Annotated in this window: 16 protein-coding genes; 7 read left to right on the forward strand and 9 right to left on the reverse strand. The window is 45.5% G+C overall.

Translation table 11 applies throughout. The features are described 5' to 3' along the window. The first annotated feature begins 52 nt into the window (after window positions 1-52). The 3 genes from ITJ88_RS10125 to ITJ88_RS10135 are packed head-to-tail and all read left to right on the forward strand — an operon-like array spanning window position 53 to window position 3,814. Window positions 53-1,543 (forward strand): phytoene desaturase family protein, encoded by a 1,491-nt coding sequence (locus ITJ88_RS10125; RefSeq protein WP_195865593.1) that lies wholly within the window; start codon window positions 53-55, stop codon window positions 1,541-1,543. Further along, on the forward strand, window positions 1,540-3,021 hold the full coding sequence (locus ITJ88_RS10130; protein WP_195865594.1) for a phytoene desaturase family protein: 1,482 nt from the start codon (window positions 1,540-1,542) through the stop codon (window positions 3,019-3,021). Before ITJ88_RS10125 ends, ITJ88_RS10130 begins: the two co-directional genes overlap by 4 nt. After that, a complete protein-coding gene (locus tag ITJ88_RS10135; RefSeq protein ID WP_195865595.1) occupies window positions 2,981-3,814 on the forward strand; it encodes a phytoene/squalene synthase family protein in 834 nt (277 codons plus the stop codon). Before ITJ88_RS10130 ends, ITJ88_RS10135 begins: the two co-directional genes overlap by 41 nt. Window positions 3,815-4,235: 421 nt before the next feature. On the opposite strand, the gene ITJ88_RS10140 is transcribed toward ITJ88_RS10135, so the two are convergent. The 7 genes from ITJ88_RS10140 to ITJ88_RS10170 all read right to left on the reverse strand — a co-directional run bounded on the left by ITJ88_RS10140 (window position 4,236) and on the right by ITJ88_RS10170 (window position 10,936). Continuing rightward, complete coding sequence (locus tag ITJ88_RS10140; RefSeq protein WP_058265051.1) at window positions 4,236-5,708, reverse strand: phytoene desaturase family protein; 1,473 nt, start codon at window positions 5,706-5,708, stop codon at window positions 4,236-4,238. Window positions 5,709-5,723: 15 nt separating this feature from the next. Next, complete coding sequence (locus ITJ88_RS10145; RefSeq protein ID WP_195865596.1) at window positions 5,724-6,800, reverse strand: glycosyltransferase family 2 protein; 1,077 nt, start codon at window positions 6,798-6,800, stop codon at window positions 5,724-5,726. Continuing rightward, window positions 6,797-7,498 (reverse strand): lysophospholipid acyltransferase family protein, encoded by a 702-nt coding sequence (locus tag ITJ88_RS10150; RefSeq protein ID WP_230088803.1) that lies wholly within the window; start codon window positions 7,496-7,498, stop codon window positions 6,797-6,799. Before ITJ88_RS10150 ends, ITJ88_RS10145 begins: the two co-directional genes overlap by 4 nt. Then, window positions 7,467-8,222: a carotenoid biosynthesis protein gene (locus ITJ88_RS10155; protein ID WP_023467400.1), complete on the reverse strand. Its 756-nt coding sequence runs from the start codon at window positions 8,220-8,222 to the stop codon at window positions 7,467-7,469. The genes ITJ88_RS10150 and ITJ88_RS10155 overlap by 32 nt, the downstream gene beginning before the upstream one ends. Window positions 8,223-8,358: 136 nt before the next feature. Further along, entirely contained in the window at window positions 8,359-9,105 is a 747-nt protein-coding gene (gene pssA, locus ITJ88_RS10160) for a CDP-diacylglycerol--serine O-phosphatidyltransferase (protein WP_174316042.1), read from the reverse strand. Window positions 9,106-9,126: 21 nt separating this feature from the next. Next, complete coding sequence (ybaK, locus tag ITJ88_RS10165; protein ID WP_058265054.1) at window positions 9,127-9,594, reverse strand: Cys-tRNA(Pro) deacylase; 468 nt, start codon at window positions 9,592-9,594, stop codon at window positions 9,127-9,129. Next, on the reverse strand, window positions 9,554-10,936 hold the full coding sequence (locus tag ITJ88_RS10170; protein ID WP_035398439.1) for an MATE family efflux transporter: 1,383 nt from the start codon (window positions 10,934-10,936) through the stop codon (window positions 9,554-9,556). Before ITJ88_RS10170 ends, ybaK begins: the two co-directional genes overlap by 41 nt. A gap of 193 nt (window positions 10,937-11,129) precedes the next feature. Here ITJ88_RS10170 and ITJ88_RS10175 point away from each other — a divergent pair, with 193 nt between their 5' ends. Further along, window positions 11,130-11,903: an enoyl-CoA hydratase/isomerase family protein gene (locus tag ITJ88_RS10175; RefSeq protein ID WP_195865597.1), complete on the forward strand. Its 774-nt coding sequence runs from the start codon at window positions 11,130-11,132 to the stop codon at window positions 11,901-11,903. A gap of 57 nt (window positions 11,904-11,960) precedes the next feature. Here ITJ88_RS10175 and ITJ88_RS10180 read toward each other — a convergent pair whose 3' ends face one another. Further along, window positions 11,961-13,112: a cation:proton antiporter gene (locus tag ITJ88_RS10180; RefSeq protein ID WP_195865598.1), complete on the reverse strand. Its 1,152-nt coding sequence runs from the start codon at window positions 13,110-13,112 to the stop codon at window positions 11,961-11,963. A gap of 141 nt (window positions 13,113-13,253) precedes the next feature. Further along, the gene (locus tag ITJ88_RS10185) at window positions 13,254-15,041 is read right to left on the reverse strand and encodes a glycoside hydrolase family 13 protein (protein ID WP_195865599.1); all 1,788 of its coding nucleotides are present in this window, start codon (window positions 15,039-15,041) and stop codon (window positions 13,254-13,256) included. A 455-nt stretch (window positions 15,042-15,496) separates the two neighbouring features. Here ITJ88_RS10185 and ITJ88_RS10190 point away from each other — a divergent pair, with 455 nt between their 5' ends. From ITJ88_RS10190 to ITJ88_RS10200, 3 genes are all read left to right on the forward strand, one after another. After that, window positions 15,497-16,753, forward strand: coding sequence for an extracellular solute-binding protein (locus tag ITJ88_RS10190; protein ID WP_174316741.1), 1,257 nt, complete (start codon window positions 15,497-15,499; stop codon window positions 16,751-16,753). A gap of 126 nt (window positions 16,754-16,879) precedes the next feature. Then, window positions 16,880-18,235: a carbohydrate ABC transporter permease gene (locus ITJ88_RS10195; protein ID WP_195865600.1), complete on the forward strand. Its 1,356-nt coding sequence runs from the start codon at window positions 16,880-16,882 to the stop codon at window positions 18,233-18,235. A 1-nt stretch (window position 18,236) separates the two neighbouring features. Next, entirely contained in the window at window positions 18,237-19,070 is an 834-nt protein-coding gene (locus tag ITJ88_RS10200) for a sugar ABC transporter permease (protein ID WP_023467409.1), read from the forward strand. The last annotated feature ends 17 nt before the right edge of the window (window positions 19,071-19,087 follow it).

The following is a 19,087-nucleotide window of genomic DNA, read 5'->3' on the forward strand; positions in this document are numbered from 1 at the left end:
ATGTGCTTAGTATAATAGTTGAAACGATGAGAGATAAAAAGGAGAGATTTGGGTGAAGCGACGCGTAGCAGTGATAGGAGCAGGACCTGGGGGACTTGCATGTGCCTTGTTATTAGCAGGAAAAGGAGTAGACGTCACCGTTTACGAAAAACAAACGCAAGTCGGTGGACGAACTTCTGCCGTCAAGCTAGGTGACTATACGTTCGATCGAGGACCAACATTCCTTAATATGCCGCATATTTTAGAAAATGTTTTTCACGAAGCCGGTTTACGATTAGAAGATTATTTAGATTTAAAGGCACTTGATCCGATGTATACACTCTATTTCAAAGGCGGAACAGAGCAGTTTACGATGACGACGGATCGGGACCGGATGAAAGAGGCAATCGAGCGACAATTTCCTGGAAACGGAGAAGGGTACGATCGATTCATGGCAGAGCAAGCACTTAAGCTTGGAAAACTCATGCCAATCTTACAGACACGTCACGATCGGCTGACGGATTACTTATCACCGCGTGTCTTAACGGCACTTCCACGCCTATCGCTCGGACGATCGCTTTATGATGTTTTATCCGACTACTTCACGAGCGAAGAATTGAAGTATTCTTTTACATTCCAAGCGAAATACTTAGGCATGTCAGCTTGGGAATGTCCAGGTGGTTTTTCGATCTTGTCGTACATGGAACATGCTTACGGTGTCCATCATCCGATTGGTGGAATGCATCAAGTACCGCTTGCAATGCAACGTGCGATCGAAGAGCTAGGTGGAACCGTACAGTTAGGTGCGGGCATCGAACAATTGATCTTAAACGGAAAAGCTGTCGAAGGAGTCATCCTCGAGTCAGGTCAACATGAGTTATTCGATGAAGTCATCATCGGTGCCGATTTCGCACATGCGATGAATCATCTGGTGCCGGAAGGGGTTCTGAAAAAATGGTCCCGACCAAAAATTGACCGTAAAAAATTCTCGTGTTCGACGTTCATGTTATATCTTGGTGTCAACCGGACGTTCGATGCACCACACCATACGATTTACTTTGCAGAGGATTATGAGAAAAACGTTCGCGAGATGACGCAGACTTTAGAATTATCGGATGACTTTTCGTTCTATGTCCAAAATCCATCCGTGATTGATCCAACGCTAGCACCTGAAGGCAAGTCTGCTATGTATGTCCTAGTGCCGGTGCCGAACAATTACTCTGAACTCGATTGGTCGATCGAAGGACCGAAACTACGTCGTCGTGTTCTGGACGCTCTTGAAACGCGTTCACCGTATCAAGGGATTGAGGCGGCAATCGAAGTCGAAGAGATGTTCACGCCAGACGACTGGGAAGCGATGGGGATCCATCAAGGCGCGACGTTCAATCTCGGTCATCAGTTGACACAGATGATGTATTTCCGACCGCATAATCAATTTGAAGAGCTCGATCATCTGTATCTCGTCGGAGGTGGCACACATCCGGGTAGCGGATTACCGACGATTTTCGAATCCGCTCGTATCACGGCAGAACTCGTGCTCAAAAAAGAAGGGGTGCGGACATGAAGATAGGATTCGTAGGAGCCGGTGTCGGTACATTGCATGCAGCGCTTTTGCTGACAGCAAGACATCCTGGAGTCGAGATTACGATTTTTGAAAAAGAAGCGCATGTCGGTGGTCGATTACGATCCGTCGATTTTAAATCGGGTGGCCGCATCGATGAAGGTCCGACGATCGTTCTGATGCCAGGCAAGTTAAAAGAGCAGTTGGCAGAAGCCGGCGTGACGGGAGTAGAACTTGAACGGGTCGATCCATTGTATGACCTTCACTTCGACGATGGTACCGTCGTCACGAAAGTAGCCGATGTCGTGGATCAAGCGATCGCGATCGAACGTCAATTCGGTGAAGGTCGTGGATTTTATGAATTCATGCATCAAAAAGAAAAGGATTATGAGACGAGTGTATCGAAATTTTTAGAACGTGGTTATCGTCGGAAGACGGAGTTGTTGCACCCAGACATGATGCGTCCATTATTACAGATGCATGCTCTAGAGACTGCACATGACCATTTGAAGCGATACTTCAAGAGTAAATATTTGCGCATGGCATACAGTTTCCCGACATTTTATATCGGCGGAAACCCTTATACGACACCATCGATTTACGGTTTGATTCCGTACCGGGAACAAGCAGAAGGTGTCTGGTATGTAAAAGGTGGCTATTTTTCGCTTGCTGAACGCATGTACGACACATTAGTCGAACGTGGTGTCCGATTCGTCTTCGAGGCACCCGTTGAACGAATCGTCGTCGACCAAGGACAGGCGAAGGAAATCGTCTTACAAGATGGCACCCAGGAAGCATTCGATCAAATCGTATTAAACGGAGAGTTTCCATTGATGGAACGTCTTGTAGAAGGTAAACAACCTAAGACCTATACGCCTTCAGGCGGTACGCTACTGCTGTATTTCAAGATGAAAGGGAAAGTCGATTTACCGGTGCATCGCTTTTTGATGCCAAACGACTTGGAACCGCTCATGACGAATATCTTTAAAAAAGGACGATTACCCGAACATCCGGCAGTCTATCTGTTCCATCCGAGTCGGATTGACCGTAGTTTAACAGGAACAGACGATAGTGTCGTCTACTCATTAATTCCTTCTCCGCGTGGTTATGGTGTAGAAGATTATGAAAATGTAGACTTCATTGAGACCGTACTTGAAAAAATCGAGCATCATCATCCGGGATTCCGGGAAAAGATACAAGAAATGAAGATTCGTACACCGAATGATGCACAGGCCTTTGGATTGTATCAGGGAGGTAGTTTTGGGATTGCGCCGACGATTCGCCAATCGGCTGCCTTAAAGACACAGGCAAAACCGTATCCGGATATCGATCGATTATATGCCGTCGGTGCATCGGTGCATCCGTGTGGAGGAGTACCAGTCGTCATGATGGGCGCAACGATACTCGTAAACCGAATGGAACAAGAGATGGGGTGGAAACATGAATTCAGTGACGATCCAGAACGCGTATATCAAATGTGAGGAAGTCATTCAGTCCGGATCTAAGACGTTCTATAAAGCCTTTTCACTCTTACCAAAAGCAGATCGACAAGCTGTTTATGCCATCTATACATTTTGCCGGTTCCTCGATGATACCGTCGATGAGTCGGATACGCCGAAAGAGAGTTTACTAGCTTTCTTGAATGAATTCAAACGATTCCGTGATGGCGAAGTATTAGATAAACCGTTATGGATTGCGTTGGCAGACGTATTTGAACGTTATGAAATGGATGAGACACCATTCCTTGAGCTCGCGGAAGGGATGCGTTGGGATATCGAGAAAAATCGTTATCAGACGCTTGAAGAGACAGAGCAATACAGCTACTACGTAGCGAGTACGGTCGGTTTGATGCTGTTGCCCATCCTTGCACCGCAACAGCCTGATCTCCGTAAGTCTGCTATTGATCTTGGAATCGCGATGCAATTAACGAATATTTTACGAGATGTTGGTGAAGATGCAAAACGCGGCCGCATCTACTTGCCCCATGCATGGATGGAGACATACGGTGTCACAGCGGAGTCGTTACTCGCTGGTCGTCCTTCAGGAGACTTCATCGGTCTCTGGGAAGAGGTTGCACTTCGAGCAGAGCATCTGTATGACGCAGCGATTCCATCGTTTGAACGGTATCCACGAGAGAGTCGGCGTGCTCTGAAGGCTGCTGCTTTCTTGTACCGTGGTATACTCGATGCAGCGCGGGATAATCATTACGACGTCTTTACAAAACGGGCGTACGTCAGCCGTTGGCAAAAAATGAAGTTACTTGCAACGATTTAATACATGACCATAGAAAAAAGACCTTGGCGGGGACCAAGGTCTTTTTTCTATGGTCTGAGACCGGGGAGTCTCAGAATACTTCTACACCAGAGCGAACATCTGGACTGCGAGATAGGTCTGTTTCGACCACGGGGATGGTCTTTTCTTTATCGAGCTATCTGTGGACCAAACGGATGAGACGATCTAAGGGGGAACGTCGTAAGTCATGCGAATGGACACACGATGAGTCACGTGATGAAATGGGTGGGTCCCATTTGATTTCGCTGGTTAGAAAAAGTAAGTTCTTCAACGCTCTTGACTCGGGGAAGTCACCTTGCGCTTGATTGAGGATGTGGGGTCAATCACTACCTCTTGAACTCGAAGTAATCGTATCAAATCTTAGTTGTCCGTACAAGTGATTGATATGCAATTCACATAACGTTCACAGGGTAGCGGCGACAGCAGAGACGATTCGTTCACTTGCTAGTTTTCCTGAAAGCGTCACCATTGGACTACCACCACCAGGATGCGTTGATCCACCGGCAAAAAACAAATTGTGAACATTCTTTGAACGGTTGCTCGGACGGAGGAAAGACGACCGGATACCATTGGATGACAAGCCATACAATGAACCGTGATAGGCAAAGAAGGTTTGTTCGATATCCTGTGGCGTGACGCGTTGTTCGAAGACGACATCGGACGAAATATCAATCCCAAAGGACTGCAATCGTTGATTGATCAGTTGATCATACGTATCAAAATCAATCGCATGTCCAGTATCCGTTGCAGGTGCATTGACGAGCACGAATAAGTTATCACCCGCTTGTCCCATTTCTGGTGCTGTGACGGAAGAATTCGAGATATAGATCGTCGGCTCCTCAGCGTACCGTTTTTCATCAAAGAGTGCCTTGAACTCCGCTTCGTAATCCGAAGAGAAGAAGACGTTATGATGAGCCAGCCCTTCGATCCGACGTGAGAGACCGATACATCGGACATAGGCAGAAATCGACGGTTCGACTTGAGCAGGTGTTGGGTTTTTAAAATCAGGTCGTGCCGTTTCTGAGATCAGACGTGGATATTGTGTCAACAAATCACCGTTCATGACGACGAAGTCAACCGGTAGATATTCCAAGTGATTCAATTCAATTTCCGTTGCTTGTCCATCGACGACTTCGATTTGTGTCACTTCATCGCCAAGACGGAAGACGACACCTAGTTCTTTTGCACGTCGGGCGAACCCTTCTGCGATTGCTGTATTACCGCCATTTGTGAAGTAGACACCGTCATTTAGTTCTAAATGAGCGATTAAACTGAAGGTAGCGGGTGTTTGATACGGACTACTCCCGATATACGTCGCATAACGATCGAGTGCCTGAATCAACCCTTTATCCTTAAAGTAGTGCTTATGCAACCCATGAAGGTTTTGGAAAGGATGCACTTTCAACATGTCTCGCCAGAGGGAGGGGCGGATGAATGAATCAATGTTCGTAAAGAATTGTTGTTTTGCGATCGTATGCAACTTCGCCACTTCTTCTTGGTAACCTGTAATATCGTTCTTCGCCAACTGACCGTTCGTGAAACGATCTACTTCTGTCCGCATCGCTTCGCGTCCAGACGAAAATGTTAATGTTCTTCCGTCGGAAAAATGATTGACCGTATGACGTTCAAGTTTCGTGAATGTAAAGTACTCATCGGGATCCGCACCGGATTCAAGAATGACAGACTGAAAAACTTCCGGCATCGTGATCGTGTTCGGACCAAAATCGAAGCGATGTCCTTCTGTGACGATTGGCATCATTTTGCCACCGATATGTGTATTACGCTCGATGACCGTGACGCGAAATCCTTTTGCTGCTAATGAGATGGCAGCGCTTAGTCCACCAAGACCGGCTCCGATGACAGCTATATGTTTCATGATACTGATTCCTCCTTATGAATAGGTCCTACCCTTCCATGTGATTTCCCGTTTCCTAAAGCTTCGAATCATTGCAGTTGCTAGCAATATGACATAAAGGAATACCGCCAGTGGATGGAGCCACCAAACATGTCGGATTCGTGCCGCACGATCGATCCGGAATCGTGCTAAATAAAGAAGAATCAGTGCGCCACCCATCTGCCAGGATGGGTGGAGGATGAGATAAGGTAAGACACTTGCTTGAACCAAGTAAAAGAGTAGAAAGTATGATCCGACGACATAAGAATCGTTCATCCCACGAAAGACATTCTTTAGAAAACCTTGCCAGACTTCGTCGTTCGTGGCGTACATATCACAAGAGACTGCCGGAGCCACTTCGACGAGCGTCGTCGTCAACCCGTGTCGTTTAAATGTACGACAAAGTTCTAAATCATCAACGAGAGCCGATTGGATGCTTTCATGTCCACCGACTTGGTCATACGCGTGTCGTTCGACGAGAACGACCATGCCGTTGGCTGCAGCAAACGCTGGATGTTTCACCTTGCGAAACGGAATCGGAAGATGCTGCGCGATAAGAACATGTTGCATCGGAATCAAACACTTCCCGAGAAACGTCGGTACAGGAAAGGACGGGAAACCGGAAAGGAAAACAGCTCGTTCTGTTCGTAACGTTCCGTATAAGCGACAAATCGCATCCGGTGTCAGTGTCACATCAGCATCGAGAAATAACAGATAGTCCTCTGTCGTTCGTTTCGCGAGTTGATGACACGCATGGACCTTTCCTGCCCAGCCAGCTGGTAAGGGAAGACCATCAATCACTGTAAAACGGTCGTCTTGACCGATTCGATCGAGCAATAACTCACGTGTCCGATCGGTCGAGCGGTCTTCATATAAGTAAACGTGCATCCCTGGTGTCAGAGCAGGTTCTAATGCGTCTAATAATTTTCGTACATTACGCTCCTCATTCCGTAACGGGATGCAGATTGCTAGACTATCTGGTTGAACGGGAGCCGTTAATCGTGGTAGAAAAGCTAAATTGATCCATGTATAGAGACAGACAGCTAGAGCGAAGAAGAGAAAGAACCAACTCATGACCGAAGGGCCCGTAACCAGCGCTCCGTTCGTGCAGGAAGTGGTTCCCTTCGGGTAGAGATACAGCGATACAAATCAACATGTTCAGCAATGGCATCTGCTCGAATGTCGTCGTATAAGGCAGTTAGTTCTGCTGTCAGTCGTTTTGCCTGAGCACTTGATCGTTCGTCAGGTAATGGATGAAAGCGACGCGTCCGGATATAGACGTCCGGTTGCTGTTCATGACCATATGAATAATAAAAGGCGACGAGAGACACGTGATCCGTATGACGCGTCAAATGTGTGGCACCACTTGCTAAGCGAAGCGGACGGTCCTCTTGATGACGTTCCTCGCCTTGAGGAAACATCCAAACGCTGCTGCCATTTTGAAGTCGTTCTTTTGCATAATGAAGGCTTGTCTTGATATCAGCGAATGATGTCCGGTCAACAGAGAAAGCTCCGAGACGGGAGAAGAACGGGAAACGAGCAAGCCCTGCTTGATCAATCATGACATAGGGGTCGTGATGGAAACAGGTCTGATCCAAATGAAAAAGAATCATACCGTCCCACCAAGAACTGTGTGTAGCAAGCATGAGACCAGGGACAGGTAGATCGTCTGCTCGATATAAGACACGGTGGAAATGACGTCGGATCAAAGCATGATCGACATACGTATGAAATACGGATTCAGCTAATTTGCTTTTGTTTGCTTCTTTCAACGATAACCCCTCGTTTCACAATGAAATAGACGATGAATGCACTTAAGCTGACCAAAGTGACACCATAGAGACCAGCAACTCCTGCTGTTACACCGAATAAAGTATGCAACATCAAAAAGAGATACTGATTGTTTTGTTCGAGTGCAGCATCCGTCGCCTTGACTTGATAGCGATTGATGAAAAAGGAAAAGACGAGCGCTGTTCCATACCACCCGAAGAAATTCTGTGTCGGAATATCGTAATACCAGCCACCGTCTTGCCAAAGCCAATACGACTTCACGTTAGCAGCAACTGGATCAATCGCTAAATCGAGCCAGACGGCAAACAATGGAACGAGAATCAATGTACTATAGCGAAACGAGAACAAACGGGAGAAAGCGAGACTTGCCCCCATGACCGATAGCCATGCAGCCCCGATCGTAATCGGCACACCTAATAATTGGACACCGAAATCCGACTCGTAACGATATGTTCCAAACGGCCAACCGGTATGGACCCCAATCGACTCAATGATGATCGAACCAAAGAAGATGAAGGGGATGACAAGACGCCCCTTCGGTAAGACATGCCAAAAATAGAGAGCTGCGTATAAGCCGGAAGCGAATAAAAAGACGGCATTGGCCCACTCGAGCCAAGGGGGAAGTAACGAAAAACCGACTAAGATCAAGCCGATGGTGAACCAAATCGAAAAGAAAATCCAAAGACGTTTATGAAACTGCTCCATGCGTGACATTCCTCCATTTCCAAAATAGCTTCTGTCATAAGTATACCCATATATCTTGAAAACGAGCGAGGGAGAAGCGGTCTTGTAAAAAAAGTGGTCCGGCTTCTCGTAAGAGAAACCGAACCACTTCCTATCATCATCCGTTTGAATGTTGTTTTTGCTTCTTCTTTTTGATAAACGAGAAAAGGAGAAACGCGATATACAACGGAACAGCAACGAACCAAAACGTCGACCACTCATTGCTACGGGCAATCATGACATACGTCACGTACAGCAACGTAAAGGTGATGACGAACGTATGGCGCGGAACGGGAATGTCTTTAAAACTTGGAATCTTGACACGACTGACCATCAAGAAGGCAAGACCTGTAAAGACGAGTGGGACCATCAAGTCGTTCATTCGTCCGCTAAATAACGTGACGACGGCCAAAATACCACCTGCCGCTGTAATCGGTACACCTGAAAAATAAGCAGATGCCACATTCGTTGCCGATAAATTAAACCGGGCAAGACGGAATGCGCCGAACAACGGGAACAGAGCAGAGATTAGTAAACCAACTTCTCCGAATTCATAGAAATACGTATAGTAGGCCATCATTGCAGGTGCGACACCGAATGTCACGATATCTGCTAATGAGTCCAGTTCTTTTCCGAAGTCGCCTGCTACACCAAGCATCCGAGCAAGACGTCCGTCCAGACTATCAAGCATCATCGCGATGACGATTAGTAAGGTGGCATTTTGAAAATCACCTTTTGCTGCCATGACGATGGCTAAAAAACCACAATACAGATTTCCGAACGTAAATAGGTTGGGTATTGAATTACGAACACGATCTTTCCACAAAATGATTCCTCCTGCCACTTCATCGATACTACTCATCATACCATAATTAGGAGATGGAATTCAGCCGTTCGTAAAGAGAATCCCCTGAGTGAAAGATAAAAAATCATGAGGATTCAATCGAACTTGATGTCCACGTTTTCCAGCGGATATGATGATGAATGGTTCATGGATAGCACGATCCGATAAAAGAACCGGAAAATTCTTCTTAGCACCGATGGCAGAGACACCACCTCGAATATAGCCAGTCAGGCCTTCTAACTCCTTCATCGGAACAAGCGCGACTTTTTTCGAATGCAATGCTTTAGCCGCTGCCTTTAGAGAGAGTTCTTCTTCCCCCGAAATGACGACGAAGACATATTTATTTTCGACCATTTTCAAAACAAGGGTTTTAAAAATGGTCGAAAGGGGGTAATTAATCTTTCTAGCGACGGCTTCAGCAGATAAATCATCAAGATCAACAGGATAAGTGAGGGATTCGAAGTCAATCTTAGACTGCTTCAGAAGCCTCTCGACGTTCGTTTTGCTCATGTGTTTCTCCTTTGACGAGTGAGTATTGGACCCATTTCCGTCCATGCCAACGTTTCATGGCGAAAATGCCACGGAACCATTCGTCAGCAGAGAAGGCAATCCAGATTCCAAGTAAACCGAGACCGAAACCAAGACCAAGTGTATAACTGAGGACGACCGCGATTCCCCACATTGATAGAATACCGATGGCGACAGGGAAACGAACATCTCCAGCCGATTTAAGAGTTCCCATAAGCACGATGTTCATCGCGCGACCTGGTTCAAGAATGACGCTTGCCCAGAGTAGTGGGATACCGATTGCAATGATTTCAGGGCTCGATGTGAACGCTGATAGAATCGATGAACCGAATGAAGCAAGTGCTACAGCTGAGATGAAGCTTGCGAAAACAGCGATCTTCAATGTTTTCACAGCCCGTCCATATGCTTGTTCAAATTGTTGAGCACCAACTTGGCGTGCGACGAGTAATTGCGTTCCTTGCGCGATTGCAAGTGTAAATAGGAAACAAAGCATTGTGATGTTTGATACATAAACACGAGCAGACAACGCTGCTTCACCAATTGTTGCGATAAATCCTGTGATGATGAGTTGTGAGAATTGATACGAGATCCCTTCACCAGCAGATGGGATTCCGATGTTCATGATTCGTTTCACATCCTCACGATTGAAATGAATCAAGTCTTTTACTGTAAAACGTAAAGAAAGTTTGCGGTAAACGACAAAGAACAAGACCAGGACAGCGATTGTCCGGGCGATGACGATCGACCAAGCGACACCAGCAACACCGAGAACGGGAATGCCGAAGAGTCCAAGAACAGCGATGACGTTACCAAAAGCACTAACGAAATTCATCAGTAGCGTGACATACATAGCATTTTTAGTGAATCCATGACTCCGGAGAATCGCACCCAGTGTCAATGAGATAGCTTCTAAGAAAAGGAATAGACCAACGATCTTAATGAACGTTTCGCCATAGACGAGCGTCTCTCCTTCTAACGAGAAAAATCCAAGGAGTTGTCTTCCGAACAACACGACGGTCAGAGAAACGATGAGACCGGTATACAAGTTAATCGCAAAAGCAGAACGAGCCGTTTGACGAGCGTTTTGCGTCTTTCTTGCACCGAGGTACTGACCAATGATGATCGTTGCACCGACCGAGGTGATGTTAAAGAGAATAATGAAGATATTCAAAATTTGATTGGATACACCGACTGCCGCAGCAGCGCTATCCGAGTAATAACTTAAAATCAACGTTGCAATGATCCCGAGGCTCATATGCAATGCAATCTCGATGAATAATGGCCACGTAATGTGGAATAAGCTTGGTTGCTTGACTGTTTTCATAAATAAATCCCCTTTGTTTCATAAAACGAATAGTGTTTCTTTATCTTTTTGAAACTATACGCCTTCGATTTTCATAATGAAAGAGGGTTTTTTGTCTTTCATCGAAAAAAAAGAGATTTAAAAGGATTTTCATAAAATATCACGAATACATCATAATGAACAATCATTCATTTTTAAAAGGTAGGGGAATCCGATGAAACGAGAAATGCATTATGTCGTCAAGGATCAAATCGCAACGCTAACGCTGGCTCGACCCAAACAACTGAATGCATTAACGTCGAATTTATTAGAAGAGTTGGCAGACGCTCTAGAAGAAGCGAATCAGGATGAGGAAGTACGTGTCATCGTCTTGACTGGTGAAGGACGTGGTTTTTGTGCAGGACAAGATTTGAAAACCGTCTCGCCTGAGCTCGATCATGGTGAATATCTACAGCAGTATTATCATCCTGTCGTTCGGGCACTCGCTAAATCGAAGAAACCGACGATCGCTGCCATCAATGGTGTAGCGGCAGGTGCCGGTTTATCATTGACGCTTGCCTGCGATTTCCGGCTCGTCCATGCTGAAGCGAAATTGTCGCTTGGATTCATCAATATCGGTCTTGTCCCGGATGCAGGAGCTCCGTATTTCTTACCTCGGCTAATTGGTGCAGCAAAAGCAACGGAGCTTGCGTTACTTGGTGATACGATATCAGCAGACGAAGCCGTTTCGCTCAATCTTGCGACACGAAGTATCAAATCAGAGCAATTTGTAGAAGAGGTCACAGCGTTTGCTCGTCAGCTGGCAGATCGTCCGACAAAAGTGATCGGGTACATCAAACAGCTGCAAGCAGCGAGTTATGAAAATAACTTGGAGGAAATGCTTGCTCAAGAAATCATCTATCAGTCACGTGCTGGAAAAACGGAAGACCATCGTCATGCTGTTGAATCCTTCATCGAAAAAAAACGTCCTGTTTTTGTCGGACGATGAATCGAAGAACATATATAGAAGAAAGACGTCGGAAACGCACGATGCGCCGACGTCTTTTTAATTCAATTTCTTTTTGATTTTTCGTGCGGTCGCATGTGTGCGATTCGTCAATCCTGTAGAGATACGGAATAGTAAAATTCCAAGAAAAGCAGAAACAAAAATGTATATCCCGGTCAACGTCACGAATGCGCCACTAGCGAGCGTGATGAAGAGAATCGAAAATTCACCACGTGGACCAAGACAGAATCCTGATTCGATCGCATGATAATTTGATAGACCGAACGATTTTCCGCCGAGGTAACCGACTAAGAATTTAGAGGCGACTCCCCAAATGACAAGAGCGAAGAAAAATAGATCAATCGGTAATCCGTCAGTCAACTCGAATGACATTCCGAACGTGATAAAGAACAATGGTAATAATAAGTCTTGGAACGGCGTGACTAGTCGTCTAAGATAACGCGTCTCATCCAGTTCGGTTAACAGAATACCGATGATAAAGGCGCCAAGTACTTCTGACAAGCCGAATAAGATACCGACACCGGAAAATAACAAGATTAACCCGATGATTCCGATGCCGGCATCAGGATGACGGTAGAGGGAATCGACGAGACGTTTCCGTCTTCGGATGAACAACGTCATGATGATTAAAGCAATGAAGAAGAAGCCAAATCCGAGAAAGATGATGCTGATTTTTGCTACCGAGAACGCCTCAGTCCCTAAAACGAACGGGGCCGTCGTCAGTAGGATCGGTGCCATCAAATCTTCGAAGACGAGTAAGGACAGCACGAAACGATTCACATCCTGATGTTTATCTGGTTCACGATCGAGCAGGCGAGCAGAAATCGAAGAACTCGTCGCATACAAGACACAGCCAATTAAAAACGATTCGGCGACGGAAAAACCGAACGATAAAGTCAACAGGATAGTGCCACCAAACGAAAGTAGAATATCGATGACTCCTGCTTTCCAAATGGAACGGAGCTGAATCAGCAAGTCCGCCACTGAAAATTTTAGACCGAGTAAAAAGAACAGGACGATAATGCCTGCTTCCCCTCCGAGTTTCAGCTCTTCGGGAGGATCGTAATAAAATCCAAGGACGATTCCGATCAAGATGAAGGCCAGAATACTCGGGACGTGGAATCGTTCACTCAAGTAACTGATCGTAAACAAGCCGATGAGGATGAGACCGGCGTAAAAGAAAATTTCCATGGAGGATGTCCTCCTTTCTGTACTCTATACCCTAATTCGATGGCATTTATTAACTTGTTTCTATCCTGGAGAACGGATACAGAAAAAAGCCTGTACACAAAACTTCTTTTTTAGAAGGGTAGTGTACAGGCTTTTAGATGGTTATAAGACTTGAACGATCGTTCCAGAATACGCAGGGAGAGAAACATCAAGTGTCTGCTGGTGCGTGTTCGTCAATAAATCAAGCCCTCGACCAGCTTGTGGAGCGGTCAATGAAACAGGAACATCTGAATTGTTGAAGTAGATATAATACAATCCTTCCGGGCTCATGCGACGCATGATGATCGTATTCGTCTCATCATTCGCGTGAACGAAAGAGATATGTCCTTTGTTCGCAAGTGTCTTATGTTGCTTTCGAAGCTGTAACAAGTGTCGCGTATAGGCGAATAACTCCCGATCCTGCTCTTCAGGATCCCATGGCATGCATTTTCGGCAGCCTGGATCTTGATCGCCATCGAGACCGATTTCATCACCATAATAGATGACGGGACTACCCGAGAACGTCAACATCGATAACAAGAGAAGACGAAGCTTCTGTTTGTTATTGCCAGCACGCGTCAACGCACGTGGTGTATCGTGAGAACCGATCAAATTAAAGGTCACTTCATTGACATTCATCGTGTTTGAGAACAATACATGCGACATATCGTTCGCATACGAAGTTGCTTTAGTCTTATCTAGGGCAAAGAAGTTCAAAGCGGCATTCGTAAATGGATAGTTCATGACGGCGTCAAACTGGTCACCGAGCAACCATTCCTGTGAGTCATGCCAAATTTCACCAAGGATATACGTGTCAGGGTTGACTTCCTTGACGACTTGACGGAAATCGCGCCAAAATGCGTGATCGACTTCGTTGGCGACGTCGAGACGCCAGCCATCGATTCCGAATTCTTCGACCCAGTAACGAGCGACATGGAGCAAGTAAGACTTGACTTCATCATTCTCGGTATTGAATTTTGGCATTTCAGGTACGAAAGCAAACGTATCGTAGTTCGGCAATGGTTCTGTCACGAGCGGGAAATCACGCAGATGGAACCATTCTTTATAGGTTGAATGACTACCATGTTCACGGATGTCAGCGAATGCTTTGTGGTGGAAGCCGGCATGATTGAAAACGGCATCTAACATGATGCGAATCCCGTGTGCGTGTAACAGATCGACCATTTCCTTGAATTTCTCTTTCGTACCGAATTGTGGATCAATTTCTAAGTAATCGATTGTGTCATATTTATGATTCGATTTCGCCAAGAAGATCGGGCAGAAGTAAATACCAGTGATACCAAGTTCAACGAGATAATCGATGTGGTCGATGACGCCTTGGAAATCTCCACCGAAAAGATTCGTCGTCGTCGGTGCTGTACTATTCCATGGAAGTGTACCAGCTGGATCATTCGTCGCATCGCCATTTGCAAAGCGATCTGGGAAGATTTGATACCAAACTGTATCCTGGACCCAATCTGGTGCAGTGAATACGTCGACTGCATTAAGGAAAGGAACACAGAAATAGTAGCCTGTATCATCGAGCGGTTTTTCATCGAACCATCCACGTTCCGTGAATACATGACTCGTTGAACCGTCATGGAGACGGAAACCATATCGTAGACGACGGAAAGGAGGTACGACATCGATGAACCAATAATCGTATAACTCATCTGATCCACTTCGCTTCATCGGTGTTTCAAATGTATTCCAGTAATTTGATTTTGAGGGATCGAAATTCCAATCGGCAGCATCCGGGTTTTCAGTATGCCAATCGTATGGGTCGCCCCATATCAAATCGACGCGATCAACGTCATTTTTTTTCGTTTGTAAACGGATGTGGATTGTTCGCTCATCGTATTTATAGACGAACGGAGACATCGCACGGTGAAACACAGCTTCTTTGAACATGGCAGTCACTCCTTAACGCAATCGCTTGCATCGTATTGATTATGTCTTCGACCTAAGAATAGTAAAGCGCTTTCTTAAAGTCAATTCCAATCCCGTGAAATCAAGGATTCCTGATAAAAGTCGAGAGTATGATGCAAACGATTGCATCATGTTGTGCAAACAATAAAAATGAAAACGTTTTCTTTTTATTCACTTATTGTTTTTAGCGTTTGATTCAAATAATGAAATCAAAAATAAAAAGTTTTTGAAATGTAAGAAAATAATTGAATAAAAGGACTTGTCAAAAGGATTTTAGATTGTATAATAAAAATGTAAAGGTGATGCAAACGTTTTCATAAAACGCTTACAACCACTCGGTTGTTATCATGAGAAAATGGTTGTGCCTTTATGCAAACGTTGTGCATTAAAACTTATCATTCATAAGTTAACTTGGGGAGGAAATTTCAATCATGGAAATGAAAAAATTCGTAGCAGGTCTCTCTGTATCTGTCATGGCAATCGGTGCACTTGCAGCATGTGGCGGTGGATCGGATTCTGAATCATCATCTTCAGATTCAGGCAGTAAAAAACCAAGCAAGATCGTCATCTGGGAAGACACTGAAAAAGCTGAAACGACTAAAGCTGCAGCTAAAGCGTTCGAAGAAAAAGAAGGCGTCAAAGTTGAAGTTAAAGAAGTCAAGATGACAGATCAACAGAAGAAAGTAGCACTTGACGGACCAGCAGGTAAAGGGCCGGATATCATGCTTCTTCCACACGACCAAATCGGTACAGTCGTTGACCAAGGCTTGATTGCAGAACTCAAAGATGGCGAAAAAGCACTTGAGCCATTCATCGATACAGCGAAATCGGCAGTAACGTTTGACGGTAAAGTCTACGGATATCCGAAAGCAGTTGAAACACCAATCCTCCTTTTCAATAAAGATGAATTAAAAGAAGCACCAGCTTCAATGGATGATCTGTACAAGATCTCAACAGAGCAAAAGAAAGACGGTAAATACGGATTCCTCGCGCTTTGGGATAACTTCTACTTCGCACACGGTCCAATCGGTGGCTACGGTGGGTATGTCTTCAAAGACAACGGTGGCAAATTGGATCCAGCAGATATTGGCTTGAACAACAAAGGTGCTGTCGAAGGTATGGATTACATCGGCAAGTGGTACAAAGAAGGTCTCTTCCCGAAAGGTCTTATCGGTGGTGGCGGTGGTCAAGCACTTGACCAACTCTTCGGCGATAAAAAAGCTGTTGCTGTCATGAACGGTCCATGGGCAGTTGCGAGCTATAAAGAAAAAGGCATCAACCTCGGAGCTTCAGCACTTCCGAAACTTCCAAACGGTGAGCCGATTAAAACATTCGTTGGTGTAAAAACATACGCGATTTCAGCATACTCGGAAAATGCAGAGTGGGCTGAGAAGTTCTTGGCATCACTCACTGGTGAAGAGAACGCGAAAGCAATGTTCGAAAAATACAATGAGATCCCACCAGTCACTGCGCTTCAAGAAGATGCAGCAATCAAGGATAACGAAGTCGCAGCAGCAGTCTTCGCACAATCACAAAACGGTGTGCCAATGCCGAACATCGCTGAGATGGGTCAAGTTTGGGAACCAATGGCAGCAGCACTCCAGCTTGTTGCAACAAACAAACAAGACGCACAAAAATCAGCTGATGATGCTGTCAAACAAATCAAGCAACAAATCGAAGCAAACAATCAATAAGCGTAAATGGAACGCGTGAATCCATGAAAAAGAGATAAAGAGAGGGGGATCTTGGATTCCCCCTCATCTTTATGGTTGGAAGAGAAGCCTGAGGTCAGACATGACCTTTGGAAAGGAGAACGGACGATGGCTGCGATTGCAACACCACACCCGACGAATCCAACGCCTGAAAAAAAGACGAACCACCGCACGATTGCGGCGCTGATGTCGATCATTCCAGGAGTAGGACAACTATACAATAAACAATTCCTTAAAGGCGCGACATTTTTTGTCGTCGTACTATCATATTTTCTCGTCAACTTTGAACTGTTCTTCAAAGGAGCCGGAAATGGTCCTGGCGATCGCGGAGCGATCTGGGGCTTGATTACACTCGGTGAGGTACCAGGCGTAAGGGGGGATCACTCGATCTTTCTAATGGTCGAGGGCATCATTGCCTTGATTTTACTTGTCTTTGGTATCGCCATTTACGTCTGGAACTTTATCGATGCGTATCGAATCGGTAAGTTGCGCGACATGAACCTCGAAGTACCTTCCTTGAAGATGCAACTACGGAATTTCCGTGATAATGGATTCCCATATGCGATGTTGATTCCTTCATTAGTACTTTTAGTGTTCACAGTCGTCTTACCGTTGATCTTTACTTTCTTGATTGCTTTTACGAACTATAAGTTCAACAACTCTCCTCCAGCGAAATTGGTCGACTGGATCGGGATTCAAAACTTCTTGAATATCTTCACGGTTGATATTTTCCGCGACACATTCGTCAGCGTTCTTGGTTGGACGCTTGTCTGGACCGTCGCTTCGACGACAGGTGTCATCGCGATCGGTATCGGACTGGCAGTCTTACTGAACCAAAAGGGACTCAAAGGAAAACGGTTCTTCCGTTCCATCTTGATCCTGTCATGGGCAGTACCAGCGTTCATCACGATTTTGATCTTCCGCTCGATGTTCAATGAGACATTCGGTGTCTTCAATACGACATTGTTACCAGCGATTGGTCTCGATAATGGTCTCGACTGGATGACGGATCCGACGTATACGAAGCTTGCATTGATCGGGATTCAGTGGTGGTTAGGTTTCCCATACATCATGACGCTGACGACGGGGATCTTGCAGTCGATTCCAGAGGATCTCTATGAAGCAGCAACAATTGATGGAGCGACAGCAGGAGAGAAATTCCGCTTAATCACATTGCCGATGATTCTTTTCGCAACAGCACCGATCTTGATCACGCAGTATACGTTCAACTTCAATAACTTCAATATCATCTATCTCTTCAACAACGGTGGACCGGCAGTACCGGGTCAATCGGCTGGTGGAACGGATATCTTGATTTCGTGGATTTACAAATTGTCGCTTGGCGCGAACCCGCAGTATGGATTCGCAGCAGCGATCACGCTTGTGTTGTCGTTCTTCATCATGACGATTGCCGTCATTCAGTTCAAGCGTTCAAAATCATTCAAAGATGAGGATATGATCTAATATGAGAAAACAAAACCGAATCAACATGGCGTTGTCATATCTCATTTTGACGGTCGCCTCCATCATTATCGTCTATCCACTCCTTTGGGTCGTTGGTACTTCACTTAACCCAGGGAAAAGTATTACATCGGATATCTTCCCAAGTAATCCGACTTTGATTCACTACTTCGATTTGTTTGATCCGTCAAAAACGGATTATGGCATGTGGTATTTAAACACAATCAAGATTGCCGTCATCACGATGGTCGTCTCCGTCGCGCTAATCACGTTAACAGGATACATTTTTTCACGCTATCGCTTCGTTGGTCGGAAAAATTCACTCATCTTGTTCCTCGTGTTGCAGATGGTACCGCAATTCGTTGCCATTATTGCGATTTATGTCTTGCTTAATATGTTAGAATTGTTTGATACGCATCTGGCGCTCATCCTACTCTACTCGGGTGGTGCGATTCCAATGAATACGTATCTTGCAAAAGGATATTTCGATACGATTCCAAAAGAACTCGATGAGGCGGCACGGATGGATGGTGCCGGTCACTTACGAATCTTCTGGCAAATCATCTTACCGCTCGCAAAACCGATGGTCGCCGTCATCGCGTTGTTCAACTTCATGGCACCATTCAACGACTTCATTTTAGCATCGCTCGTCCTGCGTTCTCCTGAGAAACAGACACTTGCGGTCGGGTTGTACAACATGGTGTCGGAGCAGTTCGACAATAACTTCACGTTATTTGCGGCAGGTGCCGTATTATCAGCAGTTCCAATCGTTCTTCTCTTCTTCGCATTCCAGCGCTTCTTCGTGTCTGGATTGACAGCAGGTGGAACAAAAGGATAATCATAAGGGGGAAATCA

This window comes from Exiguobacterium abrahamii, from assembly GCF_015645365.1.
Lineage (GTDB): Bacteria > Bacillota > Bacilli > Exiguobacteriales > Exiguobacteriaceae > Exiguobacterium_A > Exiguobacterium_A abrahamii.

Excerpts from the sequence above, each read along its gene's own strand:
- ITJ88_RS10155 (WP_023467400.1), bottom strand. The coding sequence starts at position 8,222 with ATGGAGCAGTTTCATAAACGTCTTTGGATTTTCTTTTCGATTTGGTTC.
- ITJ88_RS10195 (WP_195865600.1), top strand. The coding sequence starts at position 16,880 with ATGGCTGCGATTGCAACACCACACCCGACGAATCCAACGCCTGAAAAA.
- ybaK (WP_058265054.1), bottom strand. The coding sequence starts at position 9,594 with ATGAGCAAAACGAACGTCGAGAGGCTTCTGAAGCAGTCTAAGATTGAC.
- ITJ88_RS10190 (WP_174316741.1), top strand. The coding sequence starts at position 15,497 with ATGAAAAAATTCGTAGCAGGTCTCTCTGTATCTGTCATGGCAATCGGT.
- ITJ88_RS10140 (WP_058265051.1), bottom strand. The coding sequence starts at position 5,708 with ATGAAACATATAGCTGTCATCGGAGCCGGTCTTGGTGGACTAAGCGCT.
- ITJ88_RS10200 (WP_023467409.1), top strand. The coding sequence starts at position 18,237 with ATGAGAAAACAAAACCGAATCAACATGGCGTTGTCATATCTCATTTTG.
- ITJ88_RS10180 (WP_195865598.1), bottom strand. The coding sequence starts at position 13,112 with ATGGAAATTTTCTTTTACGCCGGTCTCATCCTCATCGGCTTGTTTACG.
- ITJ88_RS10130 (WP_195865594.1), top strand. The coding sequence starts at position 1,540 with ATGAAGATAGGATTCGTAGGAGCCGGTGTCGGTACATTGCATGCAGCG.
- ITJ88_RS10135 (WP_195865595.1), top strand. The coding sequence starts at position 2,981 with ATGAATTCAGTGACGATCCAGAACGCGTATATCAAATGTGAGGAAGTC.
- ITJ88_RS10145 (WP_195865596.1), bottom strand. The coding sequence starts at position 6,800 with ATGAGTTGGTTCTTTCTCTTCTTCGCTCTAGCTGTCTGTCTCTATACA.
- pssA (WP_174316042.1), bottom strand. The coding sequence starts at position 9,105 with ATGATGAGTAGTATCGATGAAGTGGCAGGAGGAATCATTTTGTGGAAA.
- ITJ88_RS10175 (WP_195865597.1), top strand. The coding sequence starts at position 11,130 with ATGAAACGAGAAATGCATTATGTCGTCAAGGATCAAATCGCAACGCTA.
- ITJ88_RS10170 (WP_035398439.1), bottom strand. The coding sequence starts at position 10,936 with ATGAAAACAGTCAAGCAACCAAGCTTATTCCACATTACGTGGCCATTA.
- ITJ88_RS10185 (WP_195865599.1), bottom strand. The coding sequence starts at position 15,041 with ATGTTCAAAGAAGCTGTGTTTCACCGTGCGATGTCTCCGTTCGTCTAT.